Here is a 12,018-nt window from a genome sequence, read left to right on the forward strand (position 1 = left end):
CTCACCCGTGCGTCAAGATCTTCGCGGCCGCGTCCAGACCGTCGGGTGTCCCGACGACCACGAGTATGTCATCGGCGGTAAAGGTGAAGTCCGGCCCCGGCGAGGGGTGCAGCTGCCCCGCGCGCATCACGGCGACAATGGAAGCCTTTGTGCGCGTGCGCATTCCGGTCTCACCGAGGGTGCGGCCCTCATACGGCGAATCCGCGCCGATGGGTAGTTGGCGGGTGGTGATCCCGGGTAGGTCGCGGTGGTCCTCGCGTAGCTTCGCGACCAACTGCGGCGAGCCGAGCAGGTTCGCGAGCACCGACGCCTCGTCGGGGGTCAGCGGTACCTGGGCGGCGCAGGAGTCCGGGTCATCGGGTTTGGAGACGATCAGATCAATGCCGCCGTCGCGGTGATCGACAACGCCGATCCGGCGGCCCGACCGCAGCTGAAAGTCTTTGCGTACCCCGATCCCGGGTAGGGCGGTGACATCGACGTTCACATCCTCCACCCTAACCGGCAAAAACGACTAACCGCCCACTAGTCCCGCGATCGCGCCGCGAGCCAGCACCGCGCTTGCCATCGCCCAGCCTCGTCGCACTGTCGGCATGCCCGGACAGGAACCCATCGACGCGCTCTAGCAGCGGTTCGATCCTGGCGTGCCATATCGCCCGCGCGGCGATCAGCGCGAGTGCGGGCGCGACCATGCAGTAACCCCGCCAGCAGTCCCACCGATCACGCTGCGGACAGATCACTCAGCCGCGCCCGGGGCGGGTGGTGATCATGTCGGTCATCGGATCGACCGCGTCTCCTTCCTTCGGCTGACCCGCAGATACCGCGGTGTGTGCTGTGATGGGTCGATGCGGCGGCAGTGGGAGGCCTTGTCGGCGACCGCGCAGGACGCGCTGGTCGCCGCCTTCGAGTTCGCGCTCGGTGCCGGACTCTATCTGACCGGCCTGTTCGAGATGGCCAGTGACCTCAGCCGCCACCCGTCGCTGCCGGTGCGATTCGGGGTGCTGGCGCTGATCTGCGTGGCGAGCTTCCTGCGGCGGCGCACGCCGGTGCTGGCGCTCGGTATCGGGCTGGTCCCCTTCGCGATCGATTTCGCACTCGGCCCGACAGTGCCGATCTGGCTCATCTATTCGGATCTGATCTACGCGGGTGTGCTGTATGCTGCACCCGCGCGCTCGCGCCTTGTGGTCGTGGTCTGCGGTGCGGTCTCGGCCGTGCTGACCGTACTGGCCCTGATACTCGGCGACTGGCGGATCGCGGTGATCACCATCGCGGCCCTGTTCGCATTCGTCGCGACGCCGCTGTGGTGGGCGTTGACGGTGCGCGGGCACAAGGAGATCGCGGAGGCCGAACGTAAACGCGCACAAGCAATGACATTGGTCGCCGAACTGGATCGGCGCGCCGCCATCGCCGATGAACGCAAGACGATGGCGCGGGATCTGCACGATGTGATCGCGGGGCATTTGTCCGCCATCGCGATCCAGTCCGAGGCGGCATTGGGTGTGCTGGCCCGACAGCCGGTGCCGGACGGCCGAATCGACGATCCCGCCATCGTCGGGATCATTTCCTCGATCCGGTCCAATAGTGTCAGCGCACTGCAGGAGATGCGCACCATGATCGGTCTGCTGCGCCGCGACGACGGCGGCGAGGACGACGTGGCCGCACCGCGCAAACTGGCCCAGCTCCCCATCCTGGTCGACGCCGCCCGCGCGGCCGGAATCACCGTGCGCGTACGGGATTCGCTCAACGGGAAACCGCTGCCGAGCGCGGTCGACCAAGCCGCATATCGAATCGTCCAGGAAGCACTCACCAACGCCATGAAACATGCCCCGGGACAGGAAGTCGACATCGACGTGCGCGTGCAGGGAACGGCATTGGCAGTCGCGATACGCAACCCCACCGTACCGGTGCGCAATCGGTCGGATGAGCACGATATGGGCCATCGCGGACTGATGAATATGCGCGAACGGGCCGCCGCCCTCGGCGGCACCTTCACCGCGGGACCTGCCACGGGCGGCTGGGAAGTGCTTGCGCGGCTGCCGATCTCGGCGATGGAGGCGTCATGACGGCGGCATCGCACAGCGATTCGACGAGCGATGGTGGCCGGGTGACGGGTGCGCCCATCCGCGTGCTGCTCGCCGACGATCACGGCGCGATCCGGGCTGGCCTGCGCATCATCCTGGAAACCGCCGAGGGCATCGAGGTGGTCGGTGAGGCCGCCGACGGCGATATTGCGGTGGCACAGGCGAAAGCGCTGCGTCCGGATGTGGTGCTGATGGATATCCGCATGCCCGGCGTCGACGGCATCACCGCCACTGGCCGCATCACCGCCGACGGCCTGGCCAGGGTGCTCATCCTGACCACCTTCGATCTGGACGAGTACGTCTTCCGCACACTGCGCGCGGGTGCGTCGGGATTCGTGCTGAAATCCGCATCCGGACAAGCACTTGTCGATGCGGTGCGCGCGGTGGCCGCTGGCGATGGCGTACTCGCGCCGGAGGTGACCGCCGCGGTGATCAACGCGTTCGCCTCGAACGGCGCCCAGCCGAGCGAGCCAGCACCGGACGGCCTGGACGAACTCACCGAGCGCGAACGCGAGGTGCTCGACTGTCTCGGCGAAGGCCTGTCCAATGCGCAGATCGCCGCGCGGTTGTTCATCGGCGAGACAACGGTCAAGACGCATGTGTCGCGGGTGCTCACCAAACTCGGTGTGCGGTCGCGGGTTCAGGCCGCCATCGTGGCACGCGAGGCCAGGGACCGGTAGTTCACGACTCGGGGAAGTTCGGGTCCAGTGCCGCGAAGGTGCCGTCCGGACCCGGCTGATACTCGATCACGGCGGTGACCGCGCCGACCGGCAGCGGACCGTACAGATGCGGGAACAACATCGATTCGGGGTCGGTCGGCACGCCCGGTTCCCACTTCACCGGCGCGCCTACGCGGGCCGGATCGATGCGCAACAGCACCATGTCGCGCCGCCCCTCGAACAGGCGGTTGGCCGGCAGGTGCACCTGCTGTGGCGTGGACAGATGGATGAAACCGAGCTCCGCGAACGACTCCGGGCGGTACTCGCCGGTTTGCCGCGCGGTCAGCCAGTCGGCGAGAGTGCAAATGTGAACGAGAGTGTGAGTGTCGTAGATCACGGGTAATCTCCCGGTAGACAACTGGATAGGTGTTCGTGATCGTGGTCGAGTGGACCTTCGATGTGTGACCAGTGATGTTCGCCAGTAGCGAAATCCCAGGTTGTGTTATCGAAAACACACAGAATCACTTCCGGGAACAAAGCCCCCGTCCCGAACGTCTGACAGAGTAGTCATACCACTGCTGGGAAGTAGCGGTAGCGAGCCCGCGGAGTGACCACGGGCCCCACACCAGGTGAACGGACTGTAGTGCCGGGAGCCAGGACGGAGGAGTCATGCCAGGAACCCTGACAAGCACCCCACTGACCGCGGTCGATCGTTGCGACCGCTGCGGAGCTGCCGCACGAGTTCGTGCCGTACTGCCCGCAGGTGGCGAGTTGCTCTTCTGCCAGCACCACGCGAATGAACACATGGATCGCTTGCGTGAGCTCGAAGCCGTGATCGACACGGAATCGGCTCCCGCCCTCTGACCAGTCCTCGCGTCCCGACACAACAACATCGCACAACAGAACATCGCTGATAGAACCGACAGCGGGCGACCTACAAGTCGCCCGCTGTCGGCGTTTATCGAAAGCGCTCACGCCACTGTGGGATCGGCGAGGATGCCGTCCAGCAGCTTCGCGAGTCCGAAGGCGAATGCACCCTCCGGATCCGACGGCGCTTGATAGCATTCGCCTACCGCCGCACCGACCCGCGATGCGATCGGGAACTCCGCCACCGACATGACCTCGGTGAGCAGTGGACCGTGCTGCTCCCACCACTGCGCGTCGGTCAGCTCCGCGGTACTGCGGATTCCGGCGATCGCCATCCGCGCATTGCCGGTCGCGAATTCCGAGAGCACCGCGATCACGCGGTCCATCGCCAGATCCGATAACCCGATCCCGTCGATCGCGGCCAACTGCCGTTCATAGCGACACATCCGTCCCGGGCCGAGCACCAGCCGCCACGGCGGCACCTCGAGCAGCCACGGATGGGCGATCAACTCCGCACGCACCTGTTCGGCGATCGCGGCCATGCGATCGCGGACCGGCAGGTCGGTCGGGATCGGCGCGTCCTCATGGGCGACCGTGTCGACCATCAGGACGATCAGCGCCTCCTTGCTCGGCACATAGGTGTAGAGACTCATCGGGCGCAGACCCAGTTCGGCGGCGACGGCGCGAATCGACACCTTGTCGTACCCGTCCCGATCGGCGAGGGCAATGGCGGCACCGATCACCGCATCGACGCTCACCGTCTGCTTCGGCCCGCGCCCGCCGGATCGCGGCGGCACGGTATGCCGCCACAGCAGACTCATCAGCTGTTTCGCCTGGTCGGGATCGGTCATGTGACCCTCTCGGAATCAACCCGGTACGGTGTACGTTGTTACGATACTCCGTACACCATACGACGATCTAGGGGTCCGCTCTGCCAAGCACACAGGCCACATATCTCCCTGACCGCCACATGTTCGCGCTGTGGACTTGGACCGGATCCGGACCGGGCCGCGCGCCCGAGGGCGATCACGAAACCCTCGCGCTCGCGGTGCCGACGGGACCACATGGCGCGATCGAAGTAGCCGAGGTCGACTGCGCACTGGTCGATCCGGACGATCTGCTGCAGCTGGACCTCGCCGACGCGGGTCCGTCCTTACTCGCTTGGCACGCGGTGCTTCAGACTGAGGGCGATCCGGACGATGCACAATCGATCGACTCGTCACCGTCGATAGCGGACCACTCTGGACAGACCCGAACAACGCGAGCCCGGGCACACGACGTATCTCGGCCATCAGATGGGCCGGACGCCGACGAGACCGAACAGGGGCAGCCGGGCAGGCCAGTGCTGCTGCCCACGGCCGCGCATGCGGTGCCGGATGCGATCGGGACGTCGATCGTGTCCGCCGAGCGCGCGGTGCGCGTACTGCGCGAAACGCGCTGTCTCCAGATGGAATTGCAGGAGGGGTTGAAGGCGCAGTTGCGCCCGTATCAGGCGCGTGGGGTCGGGTGGCTGCACGAGACCGTCACGGCCCACGGCGGCGCGGTACTGGCCGATGAGATGGGGCTCGGGAAGACGGTGCAGACCATTGGGTTTCTGCTCGGGCGGGGTGGGTCCGGTCCGCAGCTCGTAGTTTGTCCGACATCGCTGGTCGGGAACTGGGTGCATGAGATCACGCGGTTCGCGCCGGGGCTGCGACCGGTGGTGTGGCGCGGGGGCGAGGTCTCCGACGAGGCTGGCGCGGTTGTGGTGACCGGATATCCGATGTTGCGGCTGCACGGCGGTGTGCTGGCCGATCAGCAGTGGGCGACAGTGGTTTTCGATGAGGCGCAGGCGCTCAAGAATCCGCGCACGCAGATATCCAAGGCCGCGCGGGCGCTTTCGGCCCAGGCCACCGTCGCGCTGACCGGTACGCCGGTGGAGAACCATCTAGAGGAGCTGTGGGCGCTGCTGAATCTGGTGACGCCGCGGCTGTTCGGGCACCGCACCCAGTTCCGGCGGCGGTTCGTCCGGCCGATCCACGAGGGTTCGACCGCCGCGGCGGCCCGGTTGCGCGACACCCTGGAACCGGTGTTGTTGGCGCGCAAGAAGGCTCAGGTCGCCGCGTCACTGCCCGCGAAGATGCACAGCGATCTGCTGTGCGACCTCACTGCCGAACAGGAAGGACTTTATGACCAACTGCTCGACAAGGCCATCGACGACGGCTTCGGGCACGGCGCCCAACGGCAGAGCCGGGTACTCGCGGCACTGACCGCACTCAAACAGGTCTGCAACCATCCGGGCCTGATCACCGGTGAGCTCGGCGAATTGGCCGGCCGGTCCGGAAAGCTGGACCTGTGCACCGATATCGTGGCCAATAACCTCGAAACCGGTAACCCGACACTGATATTCACCCAGTACCGCGCCACCGGCGACCTGCTGGTCCGCCATCTCGACGAGCAGTTCGGTGTGCGTGTTCCGTTCTTCCACGGTGGCCTCGATCAGGCCGAGCGCGCGGAGATCGTCACCGGCTTCCAGGCCGAGGATGGTCCGCCGGTCCTGATTCTGAGTCTGCGCGCGGCGGGCACCGGACTGACGCTGACTCGCGCCGCCGATGTCATCCATTACGACCGTTGGTGGAATCCGGCCGTCGAGGCCCAGGCATCGGACCGGGTGCACCGCATCGGCCAGACCCGCACCGTCACCATCACCACCCTCACCTCGGGTACCACCGTCGAGGAGCACATCGCGGGCATGCACGAGCGCAAATCCGCACTCGCGGACCTCGGCGATTCGGCGGGCATCGCCGCGCTGGCCCGCCTCGACGACGATCAGCTCATCGAAATCCTGCGACGCAAGAGGGAGAACTGATGGCGGACAATGAATTCGGCTACACCGCCTGGGGGATGGACTGGGTCCGCCTTGCCGAAACCCTGCGCCAGACCCGTCCCGATCCGCTGCTGCCCCGGGCCCGCAGCATCGCCCGCAACAATGGCGTACAGACCACCATCGACGGGCGCGTCATCCGCGCCACCATCCACCGCGGCGGCCAAGCCTCGGTAACCCATCTCGAAGTTGCACCACTGCCCCGCCCGGCCATTACCGCAATCGCCGAAATCATCCCGGACACAACGGTACTCACCGACGATATGCACCGTGCCCTGGTCGCCGCCGGTACCAGCCCCGCCCCCGTGCTGGCCGGGACGGACTGCTCCTGCTCGGCCCGCTCGGCCCGCTGCGTGCACGTCCTCGCCGTGTACTACGACCTGGCCCGCCGCGTCGACGAGGACCCACGCCTGGCCCTGGACTTGCAGGGCTATTTCCAAGCGGCACCCGAAGATCCGGCAGCGCCGGTCGAATCACCCCGGTGGACCCCGCTCAACGCCCTAGACCCCGCGGACTACTTCGGGGCTCCTTTGCACACCGCCTCGGTGCGGTAGACCAGCCGCGCCGGCTGTCGACCTTCTCGATGGCGGTGCGCTGACGAGGATTCACCTCGCCCTGTGTCATTCGGGGCGGCGGGCTCGGAAGCGGAAACTGGTTGTGCCGGTCTCGATCTCGACGTCGGTGAACCCGACGCCCGTAAGGCGGGCGGCTGCGCGGTCCGGCGGTATCGGCAGACAGGTGTCGCCGAGATGCATCAGGCGGAATACCGGACCATCGAGGCCGTCGCTGCCAGCGAATACTCCGCCGGGGCGCAGGACGCGCAAGGCTTCGGCGAAGAGGGCGTCTTGTTCATCGACGGTCGGAACGTGGTGCAGCATTGTGAAACACACGACCGAATCGAATTGCCTCGGCGGCAAGGGCATATCTGCGCCGTCGCCCTCGATGACGGTCATCGTGCTGCCGTGCCGGGTACGCAGTCGGCTGGCGAGCACCGGATCGATTTCGACTCCGGTCAGCGTGGTCGTGCGCTCGCGCAAGGCGCGCACGTTCGCACCGTAACCGGGGCCGATCTCGAGTGCGGAGGCGCCGAGGTCGAGGCCGGACAGCGCCCACGGGACGATCTTCGCCGCGCTCGTGCGCTCCCAGAGCGCCGATCGGCACAGGAGCCTGTGGAAGTAATTCATCGCCATACGATCACGCTAGGAGCGGACGACGCCGACCACGACAGGCTACGGTGACAAGCTGTGTCGCCGAACGGCCAATCCCTCGTACCGGGCCAACCCCGGCCGCCTCGTCGGAAGCACAGCGGATCCCTGGTACTCCCGGCCGCGATCGGCAATACCGCCATGGTGCTGGGTGCTGGCGTCCTGCCAGCGGGCTATTGGTTCGACACCCATGAACATCCGCAGCATCAAATCGCCTGGGCGGCACGGGGTGTCATCGCCGTCGAAATCGGCGACGGCTACTGGGTGCTGCCGCCGACGCGGGCGTTGTGGATCCCCGGCGGCACGAGGCACCGAACCGGCACCGCGGCGGGCGCGACCATGCGCGGCATCTTCGTGGCACCGGATCGGTGCCCGGTCGCATTGGCCGCACCGACCATGCTCCGCATATCCCCCCTGCTCCATGAACTGTTCGACCATCTCACCGAGCTCGAAACCGCCGCCGCTCGACGCGAACGCGCGGAGGCGGTGGTCTTCGATCTGCTCGAGCCGGTCGACGTGATTCCCATCGGCGCGCGCCGACCCGTGGATACCCGAGCCGCGCAGGTCGCCGACGCGCTGACTCGCAATCCCGCCGATGATCGCACGCTCGGCGAGTTCGCCACCGCCGTCGCCACCAGTCCACGCACCTTGGCCCGGCTGTTCGTCGCCGAGACCGGAATCAGCTTCGGCCAGTGGCGAACTCAGATCCGCCTCGTGGCATCACTTCCCCTCCTCGCCGAGGGCTTGCCGATCGCCCGGATCGCCCGACGCGTGGGCTACGCCACCCCGAGCGCGTATGTCGCGGCCTTCCGTCGCACCGTTGGCGTATCCCCAGGCCGCTACTTCGCCAGGTAACCGAGTCCCGTCCTCCGGTGGAGATTCGGCGGACCCGACGATCAGGCGTTTGTGCCACCGTCGACGGTGAAGATCGAGCCCGTAATGCTGCGCCCGGAGGTTCCGGCGAGGAAGGCAACGGTGGCAGCGATGTCATCGGCGGTGCCGAAGCGGCCGAGGGCGGTGAGACCGATTTGCTGCGGGGCATGGTCGCCGTTGGCCGGATTCATATCGGTGTCGGTTGAGCCGGGCTGTACCAGATTCACCGTGATGTTTCGCGGCCCCAGTTCGCGCGCAAGCGCTTTCGTGAAGCCATTGAGCGCGGACTTGCTGAGGTTGTACAGCGCGAGTCCACCGAAGGCGGCGCGCTCGGACAGGTTGCTGCCAATGCTGATGATCCGCCCGCCCTCGGTCATATACGTGACCGCCGCCTGTGCCCCGACGAACGCCGCACGCGCATGGATATTGAGCGCGCGATCGATCTCCTCGACGGTGAACTCCTCGAAGGGTTTGGCCGGGAAGATGCCCGCGTTATTGACCAGCACATCGAGCCTGCCCAATTCGGCCGCGACCCGGTGCACGGCCGCGACGACGGCACCCGCGTCGGCGCTGTCAGCCTGAATCGCGACCGCCCGCCGCCCCGACGATTCCAATTCGGCGACCACCGATTTCGCCTGTAGCTCATTGTTCTGGTAGGTCAGCGCCACATCCGCGCCCGCATCGGCCAGGTGCCGGGCGATGGCCGCTCCGATACCCCGACTGCCACCGGTCACCAGCGCCACCTTGCCCGTCAGATCCGACATCGCGACTCCTCCAAATTCTGTGTCGATCAGTACATAAATAGCTAAACGCACGAGCCCCGGCCGCGTCAAGGGGTATATTTAACGATCGACACAGAAAGGATCGGGCCATGGCCGAACGAGGACGCCCCCGCGCTTTCGACCGCGAGGTCGCGCTGCGCCGCGCCATGGAGGTGTTCTGGGAGCACGGCTACGAAGGCTCATCGATGAGCGATCTCACCGCGGCGATGGGCATCAACTCACCGAGTCTGTACGCGGCCTTCGGCGGCAAGGAAGAACTGTTCCGTACGGCCGTCGGCCTCTACGGCCGGACCGAAGGCGGCTACACCGCCCGCGCCCTGCGGGAGGAACCCACGGCACGTGCGAGCATCGAAGCGATGTTGCGCGACAACGCGATCGCCTACACCGTGGCGGATAAACCCCACGGCTGTATGGTCGTGCTCGCAGGCTCCACCTACACCACCCGCAGCGAAAGTATCCGCGACTTCCTGATCGAAAAGCGGCGCGAGACAACCGAGGATATCCGCGACCGTCTGGATCGCGGCATCGCGGACGGTGATCTGCCCGCGGACACCGATACCGCCGCGCTGGCCAGTTTCTACACCACCGTCCTGTACGGCCTGTCGATCCGCGCGCGCGACGGCGCTTCCCACACCGAACTCACCCAGTCCATCGACTGCGCCATGGCCGCATGGCCGGTCTCCGCTGCGACCCGCTGACCGAAGCTACTTGCGGCGCAATGCCGCGATGCGCTCACCGAGCTGATCGGCGGTCGCCAATGCCGTTGGCGGACCGCCACATTCCCGTCGCAGCTCACCATGGATGACGCCGTGCGGCTTCCCGGTGCGATGGTGGTGCATGGCGACCAGGCTATTGAGCTCACGCCGCAGCTCACCGAGCTTATCGGCGGTCGCGACGCGCTCGGCCGCCGAGGCGACCTGCGGGCCCGGATCGGGGGCGGCGGCACCGCGTTCGGCCAACTGCCGCGACTGCCGCTCCCGCAGCAGGGCCCGCATCTGGTCCGCATCGAGCAGCCCGGGAATGCCGAGGTAATCGGCCTCCTCGGCACTACCGGCGAAAGTCGCGGTGCCGAACGAGGATCCGTCGTAGATGACCTGGTCGAGCTCGGCGTCGGCGGCCAGCGCGACGAAGGGCCGCTCGTCCTCACCCGGCTCGTCCTGCTGCTTATTGGCCTCGATGAGCAGTTCGTCTTCGAGGCCGTTCTTCTCCCGATGCGGTTTGCCGATGACGTGATCGCGCTGCAGTTCCAGCTGCGCGGCCAGATCGAGCAGCACCGGCACCGACGGCAGGAAGACGCTCGCGGTCTCGCCGGGCTTGCGCGCACGCACGAACCGGCCGATGGCCTGCGCGAAATACAGCGGTGTCGAGGCGCTGGTCGCGTAGACACCGACCGCCAGACGCGGCACGTCGACGCCCTCGGACACCATGCGCACCGCGACCATCCACGGCTGGGTGTTATTGCTGAACTCGGCGATCCGATCCGAGGAGGACGGATCATCCGACAGCACCAGGGCAGGCTTCTCTCCCGAGATGTGTTCCAGCAGTTCGGCGTAATCGCGGGCCCGCTCCTGATCGGTAGCGATCACCAGACCACCGGCATCGGGCATACCGGTCGCGCGCAGCTGGCGCAGCCGGGTGTCCGCGGCGACCAGCACCTTGGACATCCAGTCCCCCGCCGGATCCAGTGCGGTACGCCACGCGCGGGCAGTGTGTTCGGCGCTCAGCGGCTCACCGAGGCGGGCGGAATACTCCTCCCCTGCGCTGTCGCGCCAGTGTGCCTCACCGGAGTATGCGAGGAAGACCACCGGTCGGACCACGCCGTCGGCCAGCGCCTCGGCATAGCCGTAGGCATGGTCGGCGCGCGAGCGCGGGAAACCCGCTTCATCGGGTTCGTAGGTGACGAATGGGATCTGACTGTCATCGCTGCGGAACGGGGTTCCGGTCAGGGCGAGCCGCCGGGTGGCGTCGCCGAATGCCTCGGCCGTCGCATCGCCCCAGGACTTGGCATCGCCCGCGTGGTGGATCTCGTCGAGAATCACCAGCGTTCTGCGTCTTTCGGTGCGCACCCGGTGTCGTGCGGGATGCGAGGCGATCTGCGCGTAGGTGACCACGACGCCGTGATAGTCGCCGGAGGTCGCGCCGGTCGCGTTGGAGAAGCGCGAATCCAGCTGAATGCCCGCGCGGGCCGCGGATTGGGCCCACTGGTGCTTGAGGTGTTCGGTCGGGGCGACCACGGTGATCTGGTCGACGGTGCGGTCGGCCAGCAGTTCGGCCGCGACCCGCAGCGCGAAGGTGGTTTTACCGGCGCCCGGCGTCGCCACCGCGAGGAAATCCCTCGGTTTGGTGGCCAGGTATTTCATCAGTGCCCGGCGCTGCCAGGCCCGTAGCGAACCACCCGTGGAACCCGCGGCCCGCGATGTCTGCGAATCGCCCGGTGTTTCCGCTTCTCCCGCCACAGCGGCGCCACCCGACACAGTCACGCAGACGACCCTAGCTGTCCCCCATGGCGTGTCGCCAAACCGACGCGGCGTGGGCGACGGGCGTCACATTCGAACGGCGCGCAACGCCCTGTTCATCTCCTGCCCATCGACGCGATGCGATGGCAAACCAGAACAATATGCTCGGATGCGCGATGCTGTAGGCATCATGTCCGACGATGGTGCCCCAGCTCGTGAGTCCCCCGGGACCGGC

General features: G+C 66.9%; 13 protein-coding genes. 7 read left to right on the forward strand and 6 right to left on the reverse strand.

The window, feature by feature from the left end; all coding sequences use genetic code 11:
* Position 1: 1 nt before the first annotated feature.
* Positions 2–484: a cation:proton antiporter regulatory subunit gene (locus ABZ293_RS08140; RefSeq protein WP_355178431.1), complete on the reverse strand. Its 483-nt coding sequence runs from the start codon at positions 482–484 to the stop codon at positions 2–4.
* 358 nt (positions 485–842) lie between these two features.
* Here ABZ293_RS08140 and ABZ293_RS08145 point away from each other — a divergent pair, with 358 nt between their 5' ends.
* Both ABZ293_RS08145 and ABZ293_RS08150 read left to right on the forward strand, forming a co-directional pair.
* Complete coding sequence (locus tag ABZ293_RS08145) at positions 843–2,060, forward strand: histidine kinase (RefSeq protein WP_355178433.1); 1,218 nt, start codon at positions 843–845, stop codon at positions 2,058–2,060.
* Positions 2,057–2,758 carry a response regulator transcription factor gene (locus ABZ293_RS08150; RefSeq protein WP_355178435.1) on the forward strand — a complete coding sequence of 234 codons (702 nt, stop codon included), beginning with the start codon at positions 2,057–2,059 and terminating at the stop codon, positions 2,756–2,758. The genes ABZ293_RS08145 and ABZ293_RS08150 overlap by 4 nt, the downstream gene beginning before the upstream one ends.
* Before the next feature lies 1 nt (position 2,759).
* Here the strand turns inward: ABZ293_RS08150 and ABZ293_RS08155 are convergent, their stop codons facing one another.
* Positions 2,760–3,134, reverse strand: coding sequence for a DUF952 domain-containing protein (locus ABZ293_RS08155; RefSeq protein ID WP_354961012.1), 375 nt, complete (start codon positions 3,132–3,134; stop codon positions 2,760–2,762).
* Positions 3,135–3,406: 272 nt separating this feature from the next.
* Here ABZ293_RS08155 and ABZ293_RS08160 point away from each other — a divergent pair, with 272 nt between their 5' ends.
* Positions 3,407–3,601, forward strand: coding sequence for a hypothetical protein (locus ABZ293_RS08160; protein WP_029903635.1), 195 nt, complete (start codon positions 3,407–3,409; stop codon positions 3,599–3,601).
* A 107-nt stretch (positions 3,602–3,708) separates the two neighbouring features.
* Here the strand turns inward: ABZ293_RS08160 and ABZ293_RS08165 are convergent, their stop codons facing one another.
* The gene (locus tag ABZ293_RS08165; RefSeq protein ID WP_355178437.1) at positions 3,709–4,455 is read right to left on the reverse strand and encodes a TetR/AcrR family transcriptional regulator; all 747 of its coding nucleotides are present in this window, start codon (positions 4,453–4,455) and stop codon (positions 3,709–3,711) included.
* Positions 4,456–4,574: 119 nt separating this feature from the next.
* On the opposite strand from ABZ293_RS08165, the gene ABZ293_RS08170 reads away from it, so the two are divergent.
* A complete protein-coding gene (locus tag ABZ293_RS08170) occupies positions 4,575–6,452 on the forward strand; it encodes a DEAD/DEAH box helicase (RefSeq protein ID WP_355178439.1) in 1,878 nt (625 codons plus the stop codon).
* Positions 6,452–7,021 carry a hypothetical protein gene (locus ABZ293_RS08175; RefSeq protein WP_355178441.1) on the forward strand — a complete coding sequence of 190 codons (570 nt, stop codon included), beginning with the start codon at positions 6,452–6,454 and terminating at the stop codon, positions 7,019–7,021. Before ABZ293_RS08170 ends, ABZ293_RS08175 begins: the two co-directional genes overlap by 1 nt.
* A gap of 66 nt (positions 7,022–7,087) precedes the next feature.
* Here the strand turns inward: ABZ293_RS08175 and ABZ293_RS08180 are convergent, their stop codons facing one another.
* Entirely contained in the window at positions 7,088–7,657 is a 570-nt protein-coding gene (locus ABZ293_RS08180) for a class I SAM-dependent methyltransferase (RefSeq protein ID WP_355178443.1), read from the reverse strand.
* 54 nt (positions 7,658–7,711) lie between these two features.
* On the opposite strand from ABZ293_RS08180, the gene ABZ293_RS08185 reads away from it, so the two are divergent.
* On the forward strand, positions 7,712–8,527 hold the full coding sequence (locus ABZ293_RS08185; protein ID WP_355178445.1) for a helix-turn-helix transcriptional regulator: 816 nt from the start codon (positions 7,712–7,714) through the stop codon (positions 8,525–8,527).
* A gap of 41 nt (positions 8,528–8,568) precedes the next feature.
* Here the strand turns inward: ABZ293_RS08185 and ABZ293_RS08190 are convergent, their stop codons facing one another.
* The gene (locus tag ABZ293_RS08190) at positions 8,569–9,309 is read right to left on the reverse strand and encodes an SDR family oxidoreductase (protein WP_355178447.1); all 741 of its coding nucleotides are present in this window, start codon (positions 9,307–9,309) and stop codon (positions 8,569–8,571) included.
* 107 nt (positions 9,310–9,416) lie between these two features.
* Between ABZ293_RS08190 and ABZ293_RS08195 the strand changes: the two genes are divergently transcribed.
* On the forward strand, positions 9,417–10,025 hold the full coding sequence (locus tag ABZ293_RS08195; RefSeq protein WP_355178449.1) for a TetR/AcrR family transcriptional regulator: 609 nt from the start codon (positions 9,417–9,419) through the stop codon (positions 10,023–10,025).
* Between the two features lie 6 nt (positions 10,026–10,031).
* Here ABZ293_RS08195 and ABZ293_RS08200 read toward each other — a convergent pair whose 3' ends face one another.
* Positions 10,032–11,687, reverse strand: a complete 1,656-nt coding sequence (locus ABZ293_RS08200; RefSeq protein WP_355178556.1) for a DEAD/DEAH box helicase — start codon at positions 11,685–11,687, stop codon at positions 10,032–10,034.
* Positions 11,688–12,018 lie beyond the last annotated feature (331 nt).

The organism is Nocardia sp. NPDC005998, assembly GCF_040614395.1.
GTDB lineage: Bacteria > Actinomycetota > Actinomycetes > Mycobacteriales > Mycobacteriaceae > Nocardia.

Coding starts and splice junctions, on each gene's coding strand:
- ABZ293_RS08160 (WP_029903635.1), top strand. CDS start 3,407: ATGCCAGGAACCCTGACAAGCACCCCACTGACCGCGGTCGATCGTTGC.
- ABZ293_RS08170 (WP_355178439.1), top strand. CDS start 4,575: ATGTTCGCGCTGTGGACTTGGACCGGATCCGGACCGGGCCGCGCGCCC.
- ABZ293_RS08200 (WP_355178556.1), bottom strand. CDS start 11,687: ATGAAATACCTGGCCACCAAACCGAGGGATTTCCTCGCGGTGGCGACG.
- ABZ293_RS08150 (WP_355178435.1), top strand. CDS start 2,057: ATGACGGCGGCATCGCACAGCGATTCGACGAGCGATGGTGGCCGGGTG.
- ABZ293_RS08190 (WP_355178447.1), bottom strand. CDS start 9,309: ATGTCGGATCTGACGGGCAAGGTGGCGCTGGTGACCGGTGGCAGTCGG.
- ABZ293_RS08195 (WP_355178449.1), top strand. CDS start 9,417: ATGGCCGAACGAGGACGCCCCCGCGCTTTCGACCGCGAGGTCGCGCTG.
- ABZ293_RS08175 (WP_355178441.1), top strand. CDS start 6,452: ATGGCGGACAATGAATTCGGCTACACCGCCTGGGGGATGGACTGGGTC.
- ABZ293_RS08180 (WP_355178443.1), bottom strand. CDS start 7,657: ATGGCGATGAATTACTTCCACAGGCTCCTGTGCCGATCGGCGCTCTGG.
- ABZ293_RS08145 (WP_355178433.1), top strand. CDS start 843: ATGCGGCGGCAGTGGGAGGCCTTGTCGGCGACCGCGCAGGACGCGCTG.
- ABZ293_RS08165 (WP_355178437.1), bottom strand. CDS start 4,455: ATGACCGATCCCGACCAGGCGAAACAGCTGATGAGTCTGCTGTGGCGG.